20 protein-coding genes are annotated in these 20,800 nt (G+C 67.5%); 10 read left to right on the top strand and 10 right to left on the bottom strand.

Features of this window, described 5'->3' with window-relative positions:
• Window positions 1-134 precede the first annotated feature (134 nt).
• Entirely contained in the window at window positions 135-872 is a 738-nt protein-coding gene (locus GPX89_RS19155) for an SIR2 family NAD-dependent protein deacylase (RefSeq protein WP_328602011.1), read from the top strand.
• Between the two features lie 5 nt (window positions 873-877).
• On the opposite strand, the gene GPX89_RS19150 is transcribed toward GPX89_RS19155, so the two are convergent.
• Window positions 878-1,630, bottom strand: coding sequence for a DUF427 domain-containing protein (locus tag GPX89_RS19150; protein WP_157388918.1), 753 nt, complete (start codon window positions 1,628-1,630; stop codon window positions 878-880).
• A 164-nt stretch (window positions 1,631-1,794) separates the two neighbouring features.
• Between GPX89_RS19150 and GPX89_RS19145 the strand changes: the two genes are divergently transcribed.
• Both GPX89_RS19145 and GPX89_RS19140 read left to right on the top strand, forming a co-directional pair.
• Entirely contained in the window at window positions 1,795-3,192 is a 1,398-nt protein-coding gene (locus GPX89_RS19145; protein ID WP_235947503.1) for an amino acid permease, read from the top strand.
• Between the two features lie 105 nt (window positions 3,193-3,297).
• Window positions 3,298-4,767 (top strand): RNA-guided endonuclease InsQ/TnpB family protein, encoded by a 1,470-nt coding sequence (locus GPX89_RS19140; RefSeq protein ID WP_157388917.1) that lies wholly within the window; start codon window positions 3,298-3,300, stop codon window positions 4,765-4,767.
• 21 nt (window positions 4,768-4,788) lie between these two features.
• On the opposite strand, the gene GPX89_RS19135 is transcribed toward GPX89_RS19140, so the two are convergent.
• The 9 genes from GPX89_RS19135 to GPX89_RS19095 form a co-directional block, all read right to left on the bottom strand.
• The gene (locus GPX89_RS19135; RefSeq protein ID WP_235947501.1) at window positions 4,789-5,268 is read right to left on the bottom strand and encodes a YbjQ family protein; all 480 of its coding nucleotides are present in this window, start codon (window positions 5,266-5,268) and stop codon (window positions 4,789-4,791) included.
• Between the two features lie 71 nt (window positions 5,269-5,339).
• Window positions 5,340-6,590, bottom strand: coding sequence for an MFS transporter (locus GPX89_RS19130; RefSeq protein ID WP_157388916.1), 1,251 nt, complete (start codon window positions 6,588-6,590; stop codon window positions 5,340-5,342).
• 63 nt (window positions 6,591-6,653) lie between these two features.
• Window positions 6,654-7,112, bottom strand: coding sequence for a MarR family winged helix-turn-helix transcriptional regulator (locus tag GPX89_RS19125; RefSeq protein WP_328602009.1), 459 nt, complete (start codon window positions 7,110-7,112; stop codon window positions 6,654-6,656).
• Window positions 7,113-7,255: 143 nt separating this feature from the next.
• Window positions 7,256-8,299, bottom strand: a complete 1,044-nt coding sequence (locus GPX89_RS19120) for an acyl-CoA dehydrogenase family protein (protein WP_157388915.1) — start codon at window positions 8,297-8,299, stop codon at window positions 7,256-7,258.
• A 184-nt stretch (window positions 8,300-8,483) separates the two neighbouring features.
• Complete coding sequence (locus GPX89_RS19115; protein WP_157388914.1) at window positions 8,484-8,666, bottom strand: hypothetical protein; 183 nt, start codon at window positions 8,664-8,666, stop codon at window positions 8,484-8,486.
• Window positions 8,663-9,706, bottom strand: coding sequence for an acyl-CoA dehydrogenase (locus GPX89_RS19110; protein ID WP_157388913.1), 1,044 nt, complete (start codon window positions 9,704-9,706; stop codon window positions 8,663-8,665). Before GPX89_RS19110 ends, GPX89_RS19115 begins: the two co-directional genes overlap by 4 nt.
• Window positions 9,707-9,724: 18 nt before the next feature.
• Window positions 9,725-10,855, bottom strand: coding sequence for an acyl-CoA dehydrogenase family protein (locus tag GPX89_RS19105; RefSeq protein WP_328602008.1), 1,131 nt, complete (start codon window positions 10,853-10,855; stop codon window positions 9,725-9,727).
• Window positions 10,856-11,764, bottom strand: a complete 909-nt coding sequence (locus GPX89_RS19100; protein WP_328602007.1) for an enoyl-CoA hydratase — start codon at window positions 11,762-11,764, stop codon at window positions 10,856-10,858.
• Entirely contained in the window at window positions 11,761-13,329 is a 1,569-nt protein-coding gene (locus tag GPX89_RS19095) for a FadD3 family acyl-CoA ligase (RefSeq protein WP_328602006.1), read from the bottom strand. The genes GPX89_RS19100 and GPX89_RS19095 overlap by 4 nt, the downstream gene beginning before the upstream one ends.
• A gap of 71 nt (window positions 13,330-13,400) precedes the next feature.
• On the opposite strand from GPX89_RS19095, the gene GPX89_RS19090 reads away from it, so the two are divergent.
• From GPX89_RS19090 to GPX89_RS19060, 7 genes are all read left to right on the top strand, one after another.
• Window positions 13,401-14,621, top strand: coding sequence for an acyl-CoA dehydrogenase family protein (locus GPX89_RS19090; RefSeq protein WP_157389196.1), 1,221 nt, complete (start codon window positions 13,401-13,403; stop codon window positions 14,619-14,621).
• Window positions 14,618-15,412 carry an SDR family oxidoreductase gene (locus GPX89_RS19085; RefSeq protein ID WP_328602005.1) on the top strand — a complete coding sequence of 265 codons (795 nt, stop codon included), beginning with the start codon at window positions 14,618-14,620 and terminating at the stop codon, window positions 15,410-15,412. Before GPX89_RS19090 ends, GPX89_RS19085 begins: the two co-directional genes overlap by 4 nt.
• A gap of 206 nt (window positions 15,413-15,618) precedes the next feature.
• On the top strand, window positions 15,619-16,374 hold the full coding sequence (locus GPX89_RS19080; protein WP_157388912.1) for a hypothetical protein: 756 nt from the start codon (window positions 15,619-15,621) through the stop codon (window positions 16,372-16,374).
• 69 nt (window positions 16,375-16,443) lie between these two features.
• Entirely contained in the window at window positions 16,444-17,052 is a 609-nt protein-coding gene (locus tag GPX89_RS19075) for a TetR/AcrR family transcriptional regulator (protein WP_328602004.1), read from the top strand.
• Between the two features lie 67 nt (window positions 17,053-17,119).
• A complete protein-coding gene (locus GPX89_RS19070) occupies window positions 17,120-18,271 on the top strand; it encodes an acetyl-CoA C-acetyltransferase (protein ID WP_157389194.1) in 1,152 nt (383 codons plus the stop codon).
• Between the two features lie 133 nt (window positions 18,272-18,404).
• On the top strand, window positions 18,405-20,234 hold the full coding sequence (locus tag GPX89_RS19065) for a multicopper oxidase family protein (RefSeq protein ID WP_198347494.1): 1,830 nt from the start codon (window positions 18,405-18,407) through the stop codon (window positions 20,232-20,234).
• 66 nt (window positions 20,235-20,300) lie between these two features.
• Window positions 20,301-20,798, top strand: a complete 498-nt coding sequence (locus GPX89_RS19060; protein WP_157388909.1) for a hypothetical protein — start codon at window positions 20,301-20,303, stop codon at window positions 20,796-20,798.
• Window positions 20,799-20,800: the final 2 nt, after the last annotated feature.

The raw sequence follows: 20,800 nt of genomic DNA, 5'->3' as shown, positions 1-20,800 counted from the left end.
ACACTCGATAGGGGGTCGGCGACCGGATCGTCGCCCGGCGTGCCCATGGCCGGAATCCGCTGACCGATCACCGGATTCCGGTCGTGTGCCGGGATGACGAGAGGTGTTCCGAGTCTGGGCCTAGGCTGGGCAGGGTGACGGACTGGCGCGCACGCAAGGGACCGATCGGGGTGCTGACGGGGGCGGGGATCTCGACCGAGTCCGGAATTCCGGATTTCCGTGGGCCGCGCGGGGTCTGGACGAAGGATCCGATCGCGGAGTTGCTGTCCACCTATCAGAACTATGTCGCCGATCCCGAACTGCGGGTGCGGTCCTGGCTGGCGCGCCGGGACAATCCGGCCTGGCGGGCGACGCCGAACCCGGCGCACGAGGCGCTGGTGCGGCTGGCCGCGGCGGGGCGGCAGGTCGGCATCATCACCCAGAACATCGACCGACTACACCAGCGGGCCGGATCCAGCGGTGTCGTCGAGATCCACGGCAATATGTTCGAAGTCGTCTGCATCGACTGCGAATTCACCGATTCCATGGCCGCCACCCTGAAGCGGGTGGCCGCGGGCGAACCGGATCCGGACTGCCCGGACTGCGGCGGCATCCTGAAGGCGGCCGTCATCATGTTCGGCCAGCAGCTCGACACCACCGCCATCCGCGCCGCCGTGCAGATCGCCGAGACCGCGGAAATCTTTCTGGCCGTGGGCAGTTCGCTGCAGGTGGAACCGGCCGCGTCCATGTGCGCGGTGGCGGTGGACGCGGGGGCCGACCTGGTCATCGTGAACGCCGAGCCGACCCCCTACGACGAGTACGCCGCCGAGATCGTGCGCGACCCGATCGGGGCGGCGCTGCCCCGGCTGGTGTCGGAGATCCTGGGCGACTGAGGGTTTCAGCTGAAGGGCGACTTGGGCCGCGGCTGCAGTTCGCCGTCCACCCAGATGTCGACCTTCTCGTTGTAGAACGCGGCCAGCCCGGCGATCTTCTGGCTCTCCGGCAGCGGGGTGCGGTAGATCCACACCAGGTCCGGGTAGCTCGCCTCACCCAGTTGGATCGTCCAGTACTCGGCGTGGCCCTTGTACGGGCACGAGGTCTTCGTCTCCGAGGGGCGCAGCAGGTCCAGGCGGATATCGGTCAGCGGCAGGTAGTAGCGCGCGGGCAGCCCGGTCTCGAACAGGATGTGCGGGGAGTGCGAGTCGGCCAGGGTGTGGCCGTCCAGCTCCACCCGGACGTGGCGGGAGCTGGCCAGGATGTCGACCCGGGTGTAGGGGTCGCGGGGGTGGACGTAGATCGGCTCGTCCTCCTCGAACCACTCGTCCATGGCGGCGAAATCCAGCTTCACCAGGTCGCGCAGTTCCGGGATCGGGGAGTCGAGGTGGCGTACGGCCGCGCCCGGGGCGGTCACGCCGTCGGCGATCACATCGAATTCGGTGCCGTCGCCGCGGCTGGGGGAGTGCCGGGTCTTGCCGTTGGGTTCGAGCTTCACCCGCAGGTCGGCGGCCGGCAGGTAGTAGGTGGGGTAGTGCGGGCCTTCCCACACCAGCGTCGGATGGACGGTGTCGGCGGCGAGGTGACCGCCGAGGTAGGCGCGCACCCGCTTGGCGCTCGGTTCGACGCGCACCCGGCCACGCTGTGTTTCGGTCATACCTCCCGACGGTACCCCCGGAATGGAAACGCCTGTCTCGGAGTGGGATTCGCATATTCGTGGCATCTCGCCCGATTTCTGCCCCGGAGGCGATTTTTACCGACTGACCAGCCTCGATATGGTGTTCTGGCAACACTCAGGCAACACAAGAAGGTGGCGATCGGATGTCGGAAGTGGTCAGCGTCCAAGAGCAGGGGCTGCGTCCCGGACTCCGGCGTCGGCACATGACCATGATCGCCATCGGCGGCGCGATCGGGGCGGGTCTGTTCGTGGGCAGCGGCTCGGTCCTCGAGACCGCCGGACCCGCAGCCATCCTGTCCTACGCGGGCGCGGGACTGGTCGTGCTGTGCGTGCTGCGCGCACTCGGCGAAATGGTGGTGGCCCGCCCGGTCGCCGGATCCATGGGCGAGTACGCGCGCATGGCCATGGGCCCCTTCGCCGGATTCACCGTCGGCTGGCTGTACTGGTACCTCTACGTCATCCTGGTCGGGGCCGAGGCCGTGGCCGGTGCGGCCATCCTCGCCAACTGGATCGACCTCGACCAGTGGATCCTGTCCGCGGGACTGCTCGTCCTCATGACCACGGTCAACCTGGTCTCGGTGAAGTCGTTCGGCGAGTTCGAGTTCTGGTTCGCCTCCATCAAGGTGGTGGCCATCGTGCTGTTCCTGGTCATCGGGCTGGCCTGGGTGTTCGGGCTGTGGCCGGGCTCGGAGGCCGGTTTCGGCAACCTGACCCAGCACGGCGGCTTCGCGCCCAACGGCATCGGCGGCATCTTCTCCGCCATCGTGGTGGTGATGTTCGCCTTCGGCGGCACCGAGATCGTGACCGTGGCCGCCGCCGAATCCAGGGAGCCGGGCAAGATCGTCGCCCGCGCCACCAACAATGTGCTGTGGCGGGTCGGCCTGTTCTACGTGGCCTCGATCTTCCTGGTGGTGACCATCCTGCCGTGGAACGACGCCAAGGTCTTGAAGAGCCCGTTCGTGAGCGCCCTCGAGCACATCGGAATCCCGGCCGCGGGCACCATCATGCAGGTGGTCATCCTGACCGCGGTGCTGTCGGTCCTGAACTCGGCCATCTACGTCTCGTCCCGCATGCTCTACGTCCTCACCCGCGACGGCGACGCCCCCGCCTCCCTCGTGAAGGTCAACAAGTGCGGCGTCCCCGCCCGAGCCGTCCTGCTCGGCACCGTCGCCGCCTGGGGCGCGGTCATCGCCTCCTACGTCTCCCCTGACAAGGTCTTCACCTTCCTGGTGAACTCCATCGGCGTAGTCCTGGCCTTCGTCTACGTGGCAATCATGTTCTCCCAGCTCCGCCTTCGCGCCCGCCTGCGCCGCGAAGACCCCTCGGCGCTGACCTACCGCATGTGGGGCTACCCCTACCTCAGCTGGGCCGTCATCGTCGCCATCTTCGCGGTCTTCGTCGCCATGGCCTGCAACCCCGACCAACGCAACCAGCTCATCGCCTCCACCATCAGCCTCCTGGCGGTCATGGCGATCTACCCGCTACGCGCCAAACTCGGCCGCAAGGAGCCGGTCCGCGAGGTCGAGGTCCTGCACCACTGACTCAAACAAACTGCGACACAACGAAATTCATCCTGAATCCGGCGATTCCGGGCACGTTTAGGGAATTATCGAACAGATTTTCGATCACATCGCTACTTTTGATGCATGATGCGTTCCTACCGCCTTCCAACCACGGCGAATCGAGGAAAACTCGATGCAGTGGCGGCAGTCTTGCCCTGGTGGCAGCGCGGCCTCGTCCATGTGCAGTACTTACAGGTCTGCAAGCTGAAGGCGGGCACTGCGCACTTGGGTTGGCTTGGTGGGCAAGAGGCGCAGTCGCTACCGCCGTATCTGTCTCAGCGGCAGTGGAAGTCGGTAGTAAACCAAGTGAATGCGGCGCTTACCTCTTGGCGGGAGACAGCGAAAATTGGTCTTCGAGAGATGATTCGGATGCAGCCGCTGGACGACGAGAAGCTCCGTGAGGAGCTGTATCGCATCAATGTCTATATGGCCTGGTGGGCAAAAGACAACGTGATTGATGCGAGACACGGGATCGTGGTCTCGAACCAAGCGATGTCCATATCTGCAATGTTGGTCAAGGAATGGTTGCGACGGAATCCCTTTCCCAACCTTTCCCGGGCACGCACCATGGCGATGGATGGGCCGATCGCGAAGGTTTCGACGTCGACCAACTCTCATGCGGAATTCTGGGTGAAGGTGACCACGCTCGAAAAGCGCAAGCCGGTGAACATCCCGTTGCAGGGGTACGAGTACTTCAACAAGGCTGATGGCGAGGTGCGTAACTTCTGCCAGATTCACGTGAGCGAGAGTGGGACAGTCTCGTTCGTGCTTGTGAAGAAGTCTTTGCCTACACCGCAGCGCGACAGAGGTGAATCCCTCGGCCTGGATTGGGGATTGAAGAATACCTTCGCTACCAGCGACGGACAGCTTCTTGGGCGGGGGCTATACCGCTGGCTGTGTCAGCGTGACAAGGAGTTGAACGAGCTTGGGGCGACCTTGCAGCGCCAAGGAATCTGTCCATCCAGGTCCAAACGGTATCTGAAGTTGAACCTCCGCATCCGTGAGCATGTCCGCAACGAAGTGTGCAGAGTGCTCAATCGCCTGGCCGACAAGGATATCCGAGAGTTAGTCGTCGAAGAGCTGGACTTCCGGATGGGCGGTCTTTCTGCGCGCCTCAACCGGATTATGGGTCGCGCAGGGAGGGCGGCCGTTCGTGCCAAGTTTGCGTCAATCGTTCAGACCCATGGGATCACGGTTACCCGGGTCAATCCGGCTCACACCTCACGCTGCTGTTCGGGTTGTGGCTATGTGGACAAGAAAAACAGGCCATCTCAGGAGCGGTTCATGTGCCGGTTCTGTGGCAAAAGGCTCCCGGCTGACATCAACGCCGCACGCAATATCCGCGGACGTTCTGCGGATAGTAACGGTCATCGTGGTCAATCACGGGAACAAGTCCTTGCCGAGATGGATCGATTGTTCCGCACTAGATGGCGGTTCGAACCGACCCTTCTCCGCGAGCGACACGCACGCGGTTGCAGTACCGCTTCGTCGCCGCAGCGGCGTAAACCGAGCCGGAGTACCAGAACTTCACCGATTCGGATACTGCACTCGTGAATCTCGCTCAGCCTCGTTTCTCTAATCGTTGGGCTTGATAACTACGGCGGTGCCGTACGCAGCGACTTCGCTCATGGTTTGAGCGATTTCATTGCAGTCGAAGCGCATCGCGATTACCGCATTGGCTCCGAAAGCCATCGCGTGTTGACACATCCGCATGATCGCCTCATGTCGAGACTGGTAGAGGAGCTGCGTATATTCATGAATCTCGCCGCCGCCCAACGCACGGAACCCGGCCGCGAAGTTCGCGCCGATGCCGCGGCTGCGCACGGTCAGGCCGGCGACCTCGCCGATCACCTTGACGATCTCCAGGCCGGGCACGTCGTTCATGGTGGAGACCAGGATCGGGAACTGCGGCCCGGGCTGCTGCTGCGGCTGCTGCTGGGGGTAAGGCTGCTGCCCCTGCGGCGGATACGGCTGGCCCTGCTGCGGATACCCGGGCTGCGACTGTCCTTGCGGCGGGTACGGGTACTGCCCTTGTGGCGGCATGGGTTGGTTCATGAGCCGGATCGTACGGGGTGAAATCGAATGCGGACCGCACCCGGCGGGTGCGGTCCGCGAACGTCGGGCGATCAGTCGTCGCCGAGGGTGATGGCCGTGGCCTCGGCGGGCGTGTGGGCGGCGGGGGAGCGGTCGTCCATGTGGGCCAAGAGCTTTCGGCCGGAGAAGAGGACCGCGACCGCGACGGCGGTGCAGGCCGCGCCGACCCAGAAGGGCAGTGACGCCTGGTGTTCGCCGAGCTTGCCCGCCAGGTAGGGGGCCGCCGCGCCGCCCGCGAAGCGGACGAAGCTGTAGGCGGCCGAGGCGGTGGAGCGTTCCACCGGGGCCGATTCCATGACGGCCTCGGTGATCAGGGTGTTGTTCACGCCCAGGAACAGGCCCGCCAGGATGGTGCCGACGATCAGGACCGGTTTGTGGTCGGTGAACATCGCCATGACCGCGAGATCGACCGCGAACAGGGCCAGCGCCAGCGCCATCATCGGCACGGTTCCGAAGCGGCGCTGCAACTTCGGGGCGAAGACCACCGAGGACAGGGCCAGCAGCAGGCCCCAGCCGAAGAAGATGAAGCCGATCGAATAGGTGCCCATGTTCAGAGGGAACGGGGTGTAGGCCAACAGGGTGAAGAACCCGTAGTTGTAGAGCAGCGCCGTCACGCTGACCAGCAGCAGGCCCGGGTAGGTGAGCGCCTTGAACGGGGCGGTGATGGAGGTCGGCCGCGCCGGTTTCGGGGATTCGGGCAGCAGCACGATCAGCCCGATGAACGCGACCGCCATCAGCACCGAGACACCGAAGAACGGTGCGCGCCAGGTGAAGTGGCCCAGGAAGCCGCCCAGCAGCGGACCCGACGCGATGCCGATGCCCAGCGCCGCCTCGTACAGGATGATGGCGCGGGCGACGCCGCCGGTGGCCGCGCCGACAATGGTCGCCAGGGCGGTGGCGATGAACAGGGCATTGCCCAGACCCCAGCCCGCTCGGAAGCCGACGATCTGCCCGACGGTGCCGGAACTGCCTGCGAGAGCGGCGAAGACGATGATGATGGCCAGCCCGGCGAGCAGGGTCTTCTTGGCCCCGAAGCGGCTGGAGACGACGCTGGTGATGAGCATGGCCACGCCCGTGACCAGCATGTAGCTGGTGAACAGCAGCGTCACCTGTGACGGGGAGGCGTGCAGTTGCTCGCCGATCGGTTTCAGGATGGGATCCACCAGACCGATTCCCATGAAGGCGATCACGGAGGCGAAGGCCACGGCCCAGACGGCCTTGGGTTGCCTGGCTCGGGTGCTCGAGGCGGTTTCGGGGGCGAGCGTCAAGGTGCTCACGGGCAAGTCCTCATCTACGAGAGGGATTGAATCGCAGCTGCTTTCGGTCGAGTTGCGAGGTGCCGGTGTTCAGGCCCCGGCGGCCTTCAGGGCCTCGGTGAGGCCGTGCAGATCCCGATGCAGGCGATCCAGCAGGGCCGGATCGATATCGGGAAGCCGTGCGGCGAGGGAGTTTCCGAGGTGTTCCCGGGCGGCGGCCAGCCGGTCCCGGCCCGCGGGCGTGAGCTCGACGACCACTGCTCTGGAGTCGTCGGGATCCTTCGTCCGCCGGGCCAGGCCGGCCTCGGTCAGCCGTGCGATCAGCGCCGTTGCCGATGGCTGGGAGCACCGGTCGATGCGCGCGAATTCACTGACCCGCAGCGCGCCGTACTCGTCGAGGGTCCCGAGGGCCCGCATGACGGCGTGCGGCAGGTCCACGCGACCGACCACTCCGGCCAGGCGATTGAGTCTCGACACGGCGACCACGATGTCGGCGAGGCGATCCCCGGAGAGGTTCGGGGTGGGCTCGATTGCCTGTTCCAGCTGCACGGTCTTGATTGTTGCATAAGCTAACTATGTATTTACATAGGCTAACGATATTTGTCCGGTGAATTGGCCCACAGACGGCGAACGGCCCGCACGTGATGGGCGTGCGGGCCGTCCTGTGTCCCCGAGAGGGTCTGTGTCCCCGATCAGGCCGGGCGGGCCAGGGGGCGGGCGGGAGTGCCGAAGAGCTGGGCGTCGGCGTGCGCGCGCTTGAAGAACAGGTGCGCGTCGTGCTCCCAGGTGATGGCGATGCCGCCGTGCATCTGGACGGTCTCCGAGACCACCGAGTTGAGGGCGTCGATGGCGTGCAGGCGGGCGGCCTGCACATCGATGGCCTCGACCGCGCCCTCGGCCAGGCCCGCGATGGCGAGGTAGCCCAGCGAGCGGGCCGACTCCACGAGCACGTACATGTCGGCCATGCGGTGCTTGAGCGCCTGGAAGCTGCCGATCGGGCGACCGAACTGCACGCGGGACTTGCTGTATTCGACGGTCATGTCCAGGCACTGCTCGGCCGCGCCGATCTGCTCGGCGACGACCGCGGCCCAGGCGATTTCGCGCAGCCGGGCCACGTTCACGGTGCCGACCGGGCGGGCCGGCGTCGCATCGAAGTCGATGCGCGCCAGCTTGCGGGTCGGGTCCTGGGTGACGACCGCGGTCCGGGTGACGCTCGCGGCGTCGCCCTCGACCTCGAACAAGCCGTCGGCCGTCAGCACCAGCAGCGTGTCCGCGTGCACGCCGTCGAGGACGTAATGCGCGGAACCCGAGAGCTTTTCGACCGATGCGGTGACCCCGAAGGAATCCCAGCCGTGCGTCCCGGCCCAGCACAGCGCCAGTGTCCGGACGCCCTCGGCGACCTCCGGCAGCAGCCGCTCGTTGACCTCGGTATTCCCGGCCAGCAGCAGCGCCTGCACCCCGAGCACGGCCGACCCGAGCATGGGCGGCGCGGCCAGCGTGCGGCCGAGTTCCTCGACCACCAGCAGGGATTCGACCAATCCCACACCGATACCGCCGAACTCCTCCGGAATGGCAAGCGCCGCAACGCCGACCTGCTCGCACAGCAGCTTCCAGAGCTGCTCGTCATATCCGCGCTCGGTCTCCAGCCCACGCCGCATGGCCGCGCTGTCCCCGTGCTTGGCCAGCACCGCGCGCACGGTGGTGACGAGTTCCTGCTGTTCGGCCGTAAGGCTCATGCCTTCGCTCCCAACGTGTCGAAGTGGCGCGCGGCGTCGAGGCCCGGCGCGGTGAGGAATGGTGTGTCGACGGAGCGAATCTTCGCTCCCGCAGCGGGTTCCGGCGTAAGCGCGGCCGCTCCGAGCCGGCCGTCCCGGTGAGTGCCCGATCTGCCGACCGAGCCGGATCGTGCGGTGGCCGCGATCATGCGTCCGGCCCTGCGTCGGTGGAGTGTGCGGTGGCGTCCCGGCGGCCGAGGTCGGTGTCGGTGTCGCCGCCGAAGGCGGACCGCAGCGCGCGCACGGCCCGTGCCACGCACGGCGTGAATTCGCCGTCCGCGCAGGGCAGCTCGAGCCTGCTCGCCGAACCGGCCGCCGGGACGCTCATGCGATGCTTCCGGCCCGGAGCGCGGCGGCGATGCGCGCGCGGTGTTCGGCAGGGGTGCCCCAGGCCGAACGCAGCGCGGTGACCTTGGTCAGCCACAGGGACAGGTCGCATTCGGCGGTGTAGCCGATCGCGCCGTGAACCTGGAGGGCGATGCGTGCGGTCTGGTAGGCGGCCTCGCCGCAGGCCAGCTTGGCGGCGGAGATGTCGCGGCCGCGAGTCTCGCTGTCCGCGTTCGACTCCAGGGTCAGGGCGGCCCGGTAGAGCAGCGGCTGCGCCATCTCCAGGGCGATGTGGGCATTGGCCAGGTGGTGTTTGATGGCCTGGTTGCGGCCGATCGGGGTGCCGAACTGCTGGCGCTGTTTGACGTACTCGACGCTGGTGTCCAGCATGGCGCGGCCCGCGCCGAGCAGCTGCGCGGCGGCGGCCAGCGCGGCGGTGTCGAAGGCCAGATCGATTGCGGCGGAGACGCCTTCGCCCTCGGCGAGGGTCTCACCCGCGGTCACGGTGAACAGGCGGCGGGCCGCGTCCACCGAGGTGACGAGGTCACCGGCGGTCCCCAACGCGATGCGGTCGCCCTCGGCGATCAGCACCAGGTCGGCGACGTCGGCGTCCAGTGCGGTGGCCGACCCGGCGGCCCGGCCCGCATTGGCACCCGCCGCTGCGGTGACCGCGAGGGTGCCCAGCTTCGCGCCCTCGGCCAGCTCCGGCAGCTTCGAGGCGGCCAGGGCCGAATCCGGAAGCGCCTGCAGCAGTGCGGGAATCGCGGCGGCGGTCTCCACCAGTGGTCCCGGCACGGCGGCCCGGCCGATCTCGGTGAAGGCCACGATCATCTCGACCGGGCCCGCGCCGAAGCCGCCGTTGTCCTCGGTGACGGTCAGTCCCAGCGCGCCCGCCTCGGCGAGCTGGCCGATGAGCGCGCGCCCGGCGGCGGAATCGCCGGTGCCCCAGGCCCGGACGACGCCCGGGGTCTTGGCGGCCTCGCCCATCTTGCGCAGGCTGGCGGCGAAATCGTTCTGTTCTGCGGTCAATGCGAATCGCATGTCGTCGTCCTCCTGTGGCTATCGCGGCAGGCCGAGCAGGCGTTCGGCGATGATATTGCGCTGAATCTCGTTGGTGCCGGCGTAGATCGGGCCCGCCAGCGAGAACAGGTAGCCGTCGGTCCAGGCCGACTCCTGCTCCGCGGCCGCGCCGTGCAGGTCGAGCGCGGTCTCGTGCATGGCGATGTCCAGGTCCGACCAGAACACCTTGTTCACCGAGGATTCCGCGCCCAGCTGACCACCGTCGGCCAGGCGGGTCACGGTGGCCCAGGTGTTGAGGCGGTACGCCTCCGCGCCCACCCACGCGTCGACCACGCGGTCCGCGAGGGCGGTGTCGGACTCGTCAGCCGCGCCCTGCCACAGCTCGATGAGCTTGGCGGCGGTGGCGGTGAACCGGCCCGGCGCGCGCAGCGACAGCCCGCGCTCGTTGCTCGAGGTCGCCATGGCGACCTTCCAGCCGTTGTTGGCCTCACCGATCACGTCGGCGTCCGGCACGAACACATTGTCCAGGAAGATCTCCGCGAAGCCCGGCTCGCCGTCCAGCTGCGGAATCGGCCGCACCGTAATGCCTTCCGCGGTGAGCGGGAACATCAGGTAGGTCAGGCCGCGGTGCCGCTCGGCCTCCGGGTCGCTGCGGAACAGGCCGAAACCCCAGTCCGCGAACGAGGCTCGCGAGCTCCAGGTCTTCTGGCCGTTGAGCAGCCAGCCGCCCTCGGTGCGCTTGGCGGTGGAGCGGATGCCCGCCAGGTCCGACCCGGCCTCGGGCTCGGACCACGCCTGCGCCCAGATGTCGTCCGCGCGAGCCATTCTCGGCAGGATGCGGGCCAGCTGCTCGGGGGAGCCGTGCTCGAAGAGCGTCGGCGCGAGCAGGAAGATGCCGTTCTGCGAGACGCGACCCGGCGCGCCCGCGGCGTAATACTCCTCCTCGAAGATGACCCATTCGGTCAGCGAGGCGTCGCGGCCGCCGTACTCGGCGGGCCAGGCCACACACGACAGGCGGGCCTCGGCCAGCTTGGCCTCCCACGCGCGATGCGCCTCGAACCCTTCCTCGGTGTCCATGGAGGGCAGGGGCGTGGCGGGCACGTTGGCCGCCAGGAACGCGCGCACCTCGGCACGGAATTCCTCGGTCTTGGCGTCGAATTCGAGATCCACTTAGTTGGCCCCGTCATTAGTAGTAGCTGAGTTCGGTGAGCCGTTCACGGCCGCGGCCTTCATCGACCTGGCGTTCATGCCGCCCAGCGAGTCGGTGCCGACCTCGGCATTGTGGGCGTGTGCGAAGTGGTGCAGCCCGAACACGGAGTCCATGCCCGCGCGCATCCCCATCAGGTCCTCGCACTGGTTGACGGCCTTCTTGGTCAGCGCCAGCCCGAACTGCGGCATCTCCGCGATCTTCTCGGCCAGCGCGAAGGTCTTCGTCTCCAGGTCCTCGCGCGGGACAACATGATTGAGCATGCCCCACTCGTAAGCCTGTGCAGCGGTGAAGCGCTCGCCGGTGAACAGGATCTCCTTGGCGCGGCGCGGACCCAGCACCCACGGGTGCGCGAAGTACTCGACACCCGGAATGCCCATGCGCACCACCGGATCGGAGAAGAACGCGTCCTCCGACGCCACGATCATGTCGCAGGACCACGCCAGCATGAGCGCACCGGCGATGCACGCACCCTGCACCATGGCGATGGTCGGCTTGGGAATCTCCCGCCAGCGCCGGCACATGCCCAGGTACACCTCGGACTCGCGGGCGAAACGCTGATCGCCGCCGAGCCGGTCGGTGTGGTCCCACCACAGCGCGGCCTTGTTCTCGTACTCGATGTGGTGATCGCGGCCCGGCGTGCCGATGTCGTGTCCGGCGCTGAAATGCTTTCCGGCGCCGCCCAACACGATCACCTTGACCTCGGGATCCTCGACGGCCCGCTCGAAAGCGGCGTCGAGGGCGTAGGTCATGACCGAGTTCTGCGCATTGCGGTAATCCGGCCGGTTGAGCGTGACGACCGCGATCGGTCCGCGCTTCTCGTAGAGGACGACCTCGCCCTCATCGGGAATGGCTCCCGGTTGCTGGCTCACGCCTTCTCCTCACGTAGTTGCCGCTTGAGCACTTTCCCCGCGGCGTTGTACGGCAGCTCGTCGCGGAACTCGATGTACTTCGGAACCTTGAAGTTGGCCAGCTGCTCCTTGGCGTAGGCGCGCACGTCCTCCTCGGACAGCTCGAAACCGTTGCGGCGCACCACGAACACCTTGCCGACCTCGCCCATGCGCTCGTCCGGCACGCCGATGACCGCCGTCTCGGCGACGCCCTCGAGCCGGGCCATGGTCTGCTCGATCTCGGCGGGATACACATTGAAGCCGCCGGAGATGTACATGTCCTTGAGCCGGTCGGTGACCTTCATGTAGCCGCGTTCGTCGATCACCGCGACATCGCCGGTGTGCAGCCAGCCGTCCGGATCGATGGTCGCGGCCGTGGCCTGCGGATCGTCGAGATAGCCGCGCATGACCTGGTAGCTGCGCAGCAGCAGTTCGCCATTGTCGGCCAGCTTCATCTCGAAGCCGTCGATGGCGCGGCCGCAGGTGTTGGCGATGGTCTCGCTGGAGTCCTCGGGCCGGCACATGGTGCCGAACCCGCCGGACTCGGTCTGGCCGTAGGCGGTCAGCACCACCTCGAGATCCAGCTCGCCGCGCATTCTCTCGATGAGCACGACCGGCACGGTGGCCGCGCCGGTGACCGCGACGCGCAGGCTGGACAGGTCGGCCTCGCCGCGCGCCGGGTGATCGAGGATGGACTGGTGGATGGTCGGCGGCCCGGTGAGGACGGTGATGCGCTCGTCGTGGATGAGCCGCATGGTCGCACCGACGTCGAAGACGGCCTGCGGAATGATGGTCGCCCCGGTCACCAGGGAGGTGAGAATGCCCGCCTTGTAGCCGAAGCTGTGGAAGAACGGCGGGATGACCAGGTAGTTGTCGGTGTTGTTCAGCGTCGCGCAGTCGGCCCAGGCCCGCGCGCTGCCGAGCACCTGGTGGTGCGCGATGGGCACGCCCTTGCTGCGCCCGGTGGTGCCGGAGGTGAACAGGATGTCCGAAAGATCTTCCGGTGACACCGATTCCGCGCGGGCGACGGCCTGCTCGAGGCTCACCGCCTCGGCCACCTTGCCCAATTCGGACCAGGCGATGACACTTCCCGGCCCGCCGGGGGCGTTCTCGATCGGTTCCTCGCCCTCGACGGGGATGACGATGGTGGTCTCGATGCCCAGTTCCGGTGCGGCGGCGCGCAGTTCGGCCAGGCGGTCGCGGCCGAGGAAGGTGCCCGCGATGAACAGCGCCTTGGCGTTCGTCCGCGACAGCACCTCGGCGGCCTCGGCCGCCACGTAGCGCGTATTGAACGGAACGATCGCCGCGCCCACGTAGTGGGTGGCCAGAACGGCGGTCACCCAGTGGTGGGTATTGGGGGCCCAGATGCCGATGCGGTCGCCGCGCTGAATGCCGCGGGCGATGAGCGCACGTGCGGTCTCACGCACCGAGTCCAGCAGTTGCGACCAGCTCAGTCGCACGGCACCGTCGCCCACGGCCGGCGCGTCGCCGTAAAGACGCGCGGCCTCGTGCAGAGCGAGCGGTGTGGTCTGCGGAGGAGATGTCACAGGGCGTCCTCGCTGTCCGGGAATGGGTCTAACAAAGCAAGTGCTTGGTAGGTTACTCTACCGACGTGAGCATGATCCAGACCCCCGAACCGGCCAGCGGGATTGAGCCCCCGGAGGATGCCGCATTCCGCACCGAGGTGCGGGAATGGCTGGCCGAGAACCTGAACGGCCAGTTCCGCGAGCTGCGCGGTCTGGGTGGTCCCGGGCGCGAGCACGAGGCCTTCGAGGAGCGGCTCGAATGGGACCGCGCCCTCGCCGCCGCCGGTCTGACCTGCCTGGGCTGGCCCAAGGAATGGGGCGGCCGCGACGCCACGCTGCGGCAGCAGGTCATCTTCCACGAGGAGTACGCCAAAGCCGATGCGCCCAGCCGGGTCTCGCACCTGGGTGAGGAGCTGCTCGGCCCCACGGTCATCGCCTTCGGCACCGAGGAGCAGAAGAAGCGCTTCCTGCCGGGCATCCGCAATGTCACCGAGCTGTGGTGCCAGGGTTATTCGGAGCCGGGCGCGGGCTCGGACCTGGCCGCTGTCACCACCTCCGCCCAGCTCGACGGCGACGAATGGGTGATCAACGGCCAGAAGATCTGGACCTCGCTGGCGCATCTGTCGGACTGGTGCTTCGTGGTCGCCCGCACCGAGAAGGGCTCGACCCGCCACCACGGCCTGTCCTACCTGCTCGTTCCGATGAAGCAGCCGGGCGTCGAGGTGCGGCCCATCATCCAGCTCACCGGGACCGCGGAATTCAACGAGGTCTTCTTCGACAATGCCCGCACCGCGGCCGATCTCGTGGTCGGGCAGCCCGGCGACGGGTGGAAGGTCGCGATGGGCACGCTCACCTTCGAGCGCGGCATCTCGACCGTGGGCCAGCAGATCCGCTACGCGCGCGAGCTGGCCGACCTCGAGGCCGTGGCGAAGGCGAACGGCGCCATCGAGAATCCGGTCATCGCCGACCGCCTCGACAAGGCGTGGGTCGGGCTGCGGGTGCTGCGCGCGCACGTGCTGCGCACCCTGGAGTCGGGCCACGACGGAGCGTCCGTGGATGCCCGCACCGCCGCCGGGCAGGCGTCGGTGACCAAGCTGCTGTGGGCCAATTGGCATCGCGGACTGGGTGAATTGGCCATGGACGTGCTCGGCGCGCCCGGCCTGATCGCCGACGGCCCCGGCGATGATCTCAATGCCTGGCAGCGCATGTTCCTTTTCACTCGCGCGGACACCATCTACGGCGGTTCGAACGAGGTGCAGCGCAACATCATCTCCGAGCGCGTGCTCGGACTTCCCCGAGAGGCACGACCGTGACCGATTTGTCCACCGCTCCCGAAATCACCCCCGGACACAATCTGCTCGCGGGCAAGATCGCGGTCGTCACCGCCGCCGCGGGCACCGGCATCGGCTCGGCCACCGCGCGCCGCCTGCTCTCCGAGGGTGCGGATGTCGTGATCTCCGACTGGCACGAGCGTCGCCTGAAGGAGACCGAGGAAGCCCTGCAGGCCGAATTCTCGGACCGGCGAGTCGCTTCCGTGCCCTGTGACGTCAGCTCGACCGAACAGGTCGACGCCCTGATCGCCGGGGCCGTGGCCGCCTTCGGCCGCATCGACGTGATGGTCAACAACGCGGGCCTCGGCGGCGAGGTGCCGGTGGTCGACATGACCGACGAGCAGTGGGACAAGGTTCTCGACATCACGCTGAACGGGACCTTCCGGGCAACTCGGGCCGTACTCAAGTACTTCCGCGAGGCCGGCCACGGCGGTGTCGTGGTCAACAACGCCTCGGTGCTGGGCTGGCGCGCCCAGCACGGCCAGGCCCACTACGCCGCGGCCAAGGCCGGTGTCATGGCGCTGACCCGCTGCAGCGCGGTGGAGGCCGCCGAGTTCGGGGTCCGCATCAACGCGGTCGCCCCGTCCATCGCCCGCCACGCGTTCCTGGACAAGGTCACCTCGGCCGATCTGCTCGACCGCCTGGCGGCCGGTGAGGCCTTCGGCCGCGCGGCCGAGCCGTGGGAGGTAGCCGCCACCATCGCCATGCTCGCGAGTGACTACACCACCTACCTGACCGGTGAAGTGGTTTCCATTTCCAGTCAGCGCGCGTAATTCGGATTACGCATCCGCGCAACCGAATTAGTGCGTTCGGTTGTCGCGAAATGCTGTGTCGTCAGGTCGCAGCTTTTCTCACTGCCGCGTCCCGGAGGGGGCGCGGCAGTGCCAGTTTTATTCGGGGCGCAAAATGGCTGGCGCGTTGAGGGTGTCCTTGTGCAATCCTGGTTTAGGCCGGTACCGCTAGTCGAAGGGCACGACCCATGGGTCCGGATCGCAGACAACAAGCAGCCCCAGAACAAGCCCACGAGGAATTGGAACTCGAGCTGGTGCGCGAGGTCGTTCTTGCGCGCCGAAGGCTCGACAATGTCGTTCTGGCCGCGCTCACATTGGGTGCGGAATTACTCGACCACGACTCCGAGCGCGCCACCGCCATGCGGGCGGCGCAGATCCTCGAACAACACGCCGTGGACGAAACCGACGTGGCTCGCGATCCGCGCGCCGCGTTGCGGCGGGACATGATTCGCGACCGCGATCGCGCCCGCCGGCTGGGTCTGTCGCGTGCGGCGGGCTACGTCGACACCGAAGCCGATCGCCGTCGCCGCAAGAGGACCGCCCTGCTGTGCGAGGTGCGCGCCGACCTGTTGGAGGTGGTGCGGACCTGCAGACGCCTGCGGTACGACCATGTGGCCTTCGCGGACGGGATAGCGCAGGGGTTGTGCGCTGCCACGGACAAATTGGTGGTGGGAGCCGACATGGAGACCTACCGGGCATGGCAGCGGGGGATGGTCCTGAAGCTCATCGAGGAGCCCGGCCACGACGGCGTGCCACCGCGGGTGATGGCCACCGTGGACGCCGGGCCCGGGCAGGAACCGCTGACGGTCGAATGGGACAGCCCCGAACGTCGCCTGGCCCTGGTCGCGCGGATGGCCCGGGCGGGGATATCGCCGGTGGTCATCTGCGATCGCCTGCTCGCGGACCTGTCGGTGTCCTCGCCGCTGCGGTATTCCGTGCGCTGATCCGGGTGACGGTGCCGGTCACCGGGGTGGCCAGTGGACCAAGCAAATGCTTGGTTGTATATTGGCGGAGTGACCCAACCTGACCCCTCCAAATCAGCACGTCGCAACGAGCTGCTCGGCCTGGCCGCGAACCTATTCGCGGAACGCGGGCTGCGCGCCACCACGGTTCGTGACATTGCCGACGCGGCGGGGATTCTATCCGGGAGTCTGTACCACCACTTCGATTCCAAAGAAGCCATGGTGGACGAAATCCTGCGCGGGTTCCTCGACGACCTCTTCGGCCGCTATCGCGAGATCGTGGCGGCGGGCCTGCCCGCCCGCGACACGCTGGAAGCCCTCGTCGTCGCGTCCTATGAGTCGTTCGACCACTTCCACGCCGCCGTGGCCATCTACCAGGCCGAGGCCAAACGGCTCAGTGGCACACCACGATTCGGCTACATCTCCGAATACAACAAGGAGTTCCGCGAGCTCTGGCACCGCGTCCTGACCAACGGTGTCGAGGACGGCAGCTTCCGGCCGGAGATGGATGTCGAACTCGCCTACCGGTTCCTGCGCGACACCGTCTGGGTGTCGGTGCGCTGGTACCAGCCGGGCGGCCGCATCACCGTGGACAGCCTCGCCAAGCAGTACTTGACCATCGTCCTCGACGGTCTCACCAATCCCGAACAGCGCGTTTAGCTTTCAGCTCTCGTACGAAGCAGTAGGAGTTCCCATGTCAGCACCGTCCCGCCGCCAGTACTCGCCGATGCGTGAGGCGTATGTGATCGACGCCGTGCGCACCCCGGTCGGCAAGCGGGGCGGTTCGCTGTCGGCCGTGCACCCGGCCGATCTCGGCGCGGCCGCCATCAAGGGGCTGATCGAGCGCAGCAGCCTCGACCCGGCCGCCGTGGACGACGTGGTGTTCGGCTGCTGCGACACCATCGGCCCGCAGGCCGGAAACATCGCGCGCACTTCGTGGTTGGCCGCGGGCTACCCGGAGTCGGTGCCGGGTGTCACGGTGGACCGCCAGTGCGGTTCCTCGCAGCAGGCCATCCACTTCGGCGCGCAGGCCATCATGTCCGGCACCTCCGAGGTGATCGTGGCCGGCGGCGTGCAGAACATGTCCGCCATCCCGATCTCGGCGGCCATGCTGGCCGGGCAGGCCTACGGGTTCGACTCGCCGTTCGTCGGCGCGCAGGGCTGGGATCACCGCTACGGCACCGGTGAAGTGTCGCAGTTCAATTCGGCCACCATGATCGCCGAGAAGTGGGACATCTCCCGCCGTGACATGGAGGAGTGGGCGCTGCGCAGCAACGAGCGCGCCCGAAAGGCCATCGTGGACGGCAAGTTCGACCGCGAGATCGTCCCGGTCGGCGACTTCTGGATCGACGAGTGCCCGCGCGAGACCACCCTGGAGAAGATGGCCGGGCTGCAGCCGCTGGCCGAGGGCAGCCGCATCACCGCCGCGCTGGCCAGCCAGATCTCCGACGGTTCCAGCGCCACCCTGCTGGCCTCGGACTGGGCGGTCGCCGAGTACGGGCTCACCCCGCGGGCGCGCATCCACCACGTGAGCGCGCGCGGCGCGGACCCGATCTACATGCTCACCGCGCCGATCCCGGCCACCAAGTGGGCGCTGGAGAAGACCGGGCTGACCATCGAGGACATGGACGTCATCGAGATCAACGAGGCGTTCGCGTCGGTCGTGCTGGCCTGGATCAAGGAGACCGGGGCCGACCCGGACAAGGTCAACGTCAACGGTGGCGCGATCGCGTTGGGCCACCCGCTGGGGGCGACCGGCGCCAAGCTGTTCTCCACCCTGCTCAACGAGCTGGAGCGGGTGAACGGGCGCTACGGCCTGCTCACCATCTGCGAGGGTGGCGGCACGGCCAATGTCACCATCATCGAGCGTCTGAGCTAGGCCCGCCGCAAGTTCCAGGGAAGCCGCGCACCGGGATTCGGTGGGCGGCTTTTCCGCTACGGGGCCTCGTAATGTCGGCTATCGTCGAGCGATAGACCGGTTGACAGCGCAGTTGTCCGGGTGGGACTGGATGATGACCGAGAACCTGCCGAGACGGGGGTTCCTCCTGGGAGCCCTCGGAGTCGCGGGCATGGGCTATCTGGCGTCGGCATCGGCCGACCCCGTGCCCCTGCCCCCGCCGCCCGTGCCCATTCCGCCGCTGCCCCCGCCCCCGATCACGCCGTTCAACTACCACTCGCCCGCGCTGCAGCCCTATGTCGACGAACTGCCCATCCCCGAAACCCGCGGGGTCGCGGGGGAATTGGCGGCAACCTCGGGTACCCATCGCTATCACCGGGATCTGCCGGAGACCCGCAGCTGGGGGTTCGAGCGGCCGGTGCTCGGGCCCAATCTTGAGGCGCACCGTGATCAGATGGCGCGCATAGGTTTTCGCAATGAGCTCGGCCCGCATGTGCTGGCCGAGCATGTGGATCTCACCATGCACGGGGTCACCGAGCTGGACCGCACCGACCCGCGCTTCACCGTGCATCTGCACGGGGGCGCGAATGCCCCCGACTCGGACGGGCATCCGCTCATCGGGTGGCGCAACGGCGGCGGGCCGAGCTTCGCGTACGGGAACCGGCAGGAGGCGGCCACCCTCTGGTATCACGATCACGCCATGGGGATCACCAGGCTGAACATCCAGGCCGGATTGGCCGGGATGTACTACCTGAGAGACGAATTCGACACCGGGCGCGACGACAACCCGCTCGGGCTGCCCAGCGGCGAGTTCGAGGTCCCGCTCATCGTGCAAGACCGGACCTTCAACGCCGACGGCAGCCTGCAACCCATGGTGGCTACCTATATTCCGCAGGGCTACAACCAATCCGGGCAGCTGGGCGACGTGTGCTGCGTGAACGGGGTGGTGTGGCCGCGGCTGGAGGTGCGGCGCACCGTCTACCGGTTCCGGCTGCTCAACGGATCCAATTCGCGCCCTTATATTTTCGAGTTCTCCAACGGCATGCTGTTCTTCGTCATCGGAGGCGATCTGGGACTGCTGAACGGACCCGTGCCGACGCCGTCGATCCGGGTCAGCCCGGGCGAACGGGTGGATCTGCTGGTCGATTTCAGCGCCGTCGCGGACGGGGCGAGCGTCGATCTGATCAATACCGCCAAGAACGATCTCGGCAATGCCGTGTTCATGGCTCCCGAGCTACGGCCCATCATGCGCTTCGTCGGCGCGGGAGACGGTCCGGCCCAGCCGGTTCCGTTCACCCTGCGGGGTGGACCCGGTCAGCCGGACGCGCTCGAACCCGTCTACCGGCCGAGCGCCACACGCACGATGACCCTGCTCGGGCTCAATGACGATGCCCGGGCCGCGGCGGTCTTCCCGACCATGATGTCGCTGAACAACCTGCCCTTCCTGAGCTCGGACATCGATCTGGCCGCGGCGGGCACCGTCGAACAGTGGGACATCGTCAACACCACGCCCTTCGACCACCCCATCCACCTGCACCTGGCCCGGCTCCGGGTGATCGCGCGCCAGCCCATCCTCACCTCGGCGTATTTCCTCGCGAACTATCCGCCCAAGTTCGGGATCCGCTGGGCCCCTTCGGCCGACGCCTTCGCCATCGGGCCCGAAGAGGGGCCGCCGCCCTGGGAAGCCGGCTGGAAGGACACCGTCGAATGCCCCACCGACACCATCACCAGGATTCTGGTGAAGTGGCCGTCGGCCGACGAGCTCGGCTTCGACCCCGACACGGTGCTCACGATTCCGCCGGGCGCGGAAGCCATGTCCCCGACCGGCGCGGGTATGCCCGGCGGCATGGCGGACTCGCCCGAGATTCGCGGCTATGTCTGGCACTGCCACAACCTCGACCACGCCGACCACGACATGATGCAGCAGATCCGTGTGCGGCCCTGACCGTCCTGGTGCGCGAAGTTTCCAATGTGACAAGCCATCTCATGTCCTCTCCGTAGCCTGGAACGCATGCCGGGATCGATGGATGCTCGATTCGAGGAGTTGGCGCGCAAGGCCCGTCGGGTTCAAGACGCCGTCGACGGGGTGCGTGCGCGCGCCGTAGTGGACGGGGTCGACGTGGAGGTCGCCGCGGACGGGCGCATCACCACATTGACCATGCCGGACCCGGCAGTGGCGCAATCGGTTTCGCGTGCGCACGGGTTGGCGCTCGGTCGCGCGCTGAAACGGGCCGCCGCCCTGCGGGAGGAGCTCACCTCCGATCCGTCCGTCGCCCGCGCGCTACGACATCTCGTGCGAACGACCGTCGAGCGCTCGGATAACGCAGCATCGCCGCCCACCTCGGCCTCCCCGCCCGATCCTGCCGACATCCGGCACAGGCCACTGCCTGTCGGCTCCGACCGGACGAATCCTGCGGTGTCGCAACGGGTCCCGGTCGGCTCGGACGACGATACGGTGAATCGCTATGCCCTACCTCCTCGCGTGCGGCGCCGGTACGGCCTGACATGAGC

The sequence above is a fragment of the Nocardia terrae genome (assembly GCF_009760405.1).
GTDB classification, from domain to species: Bacteria; Actinomycetota; Actinomycetes; order Mycobacteriales; family Mycobacteriaceae; genus Nocardia; species Nocardia terrae.
Note: the sequence above shows the minus strand (reverse complement) of the source record. Positions and strands in the feature narration are given on the sequence as shown.

Coding starts and splice junctions, on each gene's coding strand:
- GPX89_RS19110 (WP_157388913.1), bottom strand. CDS start 9,706: ATGCGATTCGCATTGACCGCAGAACAGAACGATTTCGCCGCCAGCCTG.
- GPX89_RS19060 (WP_157388909.1), top strand. CDS start 20,301: ATGCCGGGATCGATGGATGCTCGATTCGAGGAGTTGGCGCGCAAGGCC.
- GPX89_RS19070 (WP_157389194.1), top strand. CDS start 17,120: ATGCGTGAGGCGTATGTGATCGACGCCGTGCGCACCCCGGTCGGCAAG.
- GPX89_RS19065 (WP_198347494.1), top strand. CDS start 18,405: ATGACCGAGAACCTGCCGAGACGGGGGTTCCTCCTGGGAGCCCTCGGA.
- GPX89_RS19145 (WP_235947503.1), top strand. CDS start 1,795: ATGTCGGAAGTGGTCAGCGTCCAAGAGCAGGGGCTGCGTCCCGGACTC.
- GPX89_RS19150 (WP_157388918.1), bottom strand. CDS start 1,630: ATGACCGAAACACAGCGTGGCCGGGTGCGCGTCGAACCGAGCGCCAAG.
- GPX89_RS19140 (WP_157388917.1), top strand. CDS start 3,298: ATGATGCGTTCCTACCGCCTTCCAACCACGGCGAATCGAGGAAAACTC.
- GPX89_RS19120 (WP_157388915.1), bottom strand. CDS start 8,299: ATGAGCCTTACGGCCGAACAGCAGGAACTCGTCACCACCGTGCGCGCG.
- GPX89_RS19135 (WP_235947501.1), bottom strand. CDS start 5,268: ATGAACCAACCCATGCCGCCACAAGGGCAGTACCCGTACCCGCCGCAA.
- GPX89_RS19115 (WP_157388914.1), bottom strand. CDS start 8,666: ATGAGCGTCCCGGCGGCCGGTTCGGCGAGCAGGCTCGAGCTGCCCTGC.
- GPX89_RS19090 (WP_157389196.1), top strand. CDS start 13,401: ATGATCCAGACCCCCGAACCGGCCAGCGGGATTGAGCCCCCGGAGGAT.
- GPX89_RS19080 (WP_157388912.1), top strand. CDS start 15,619: ATGGGTCCGGATCGCAGACAACAAGCAGCCCCAGAACAAGCCCACGAG.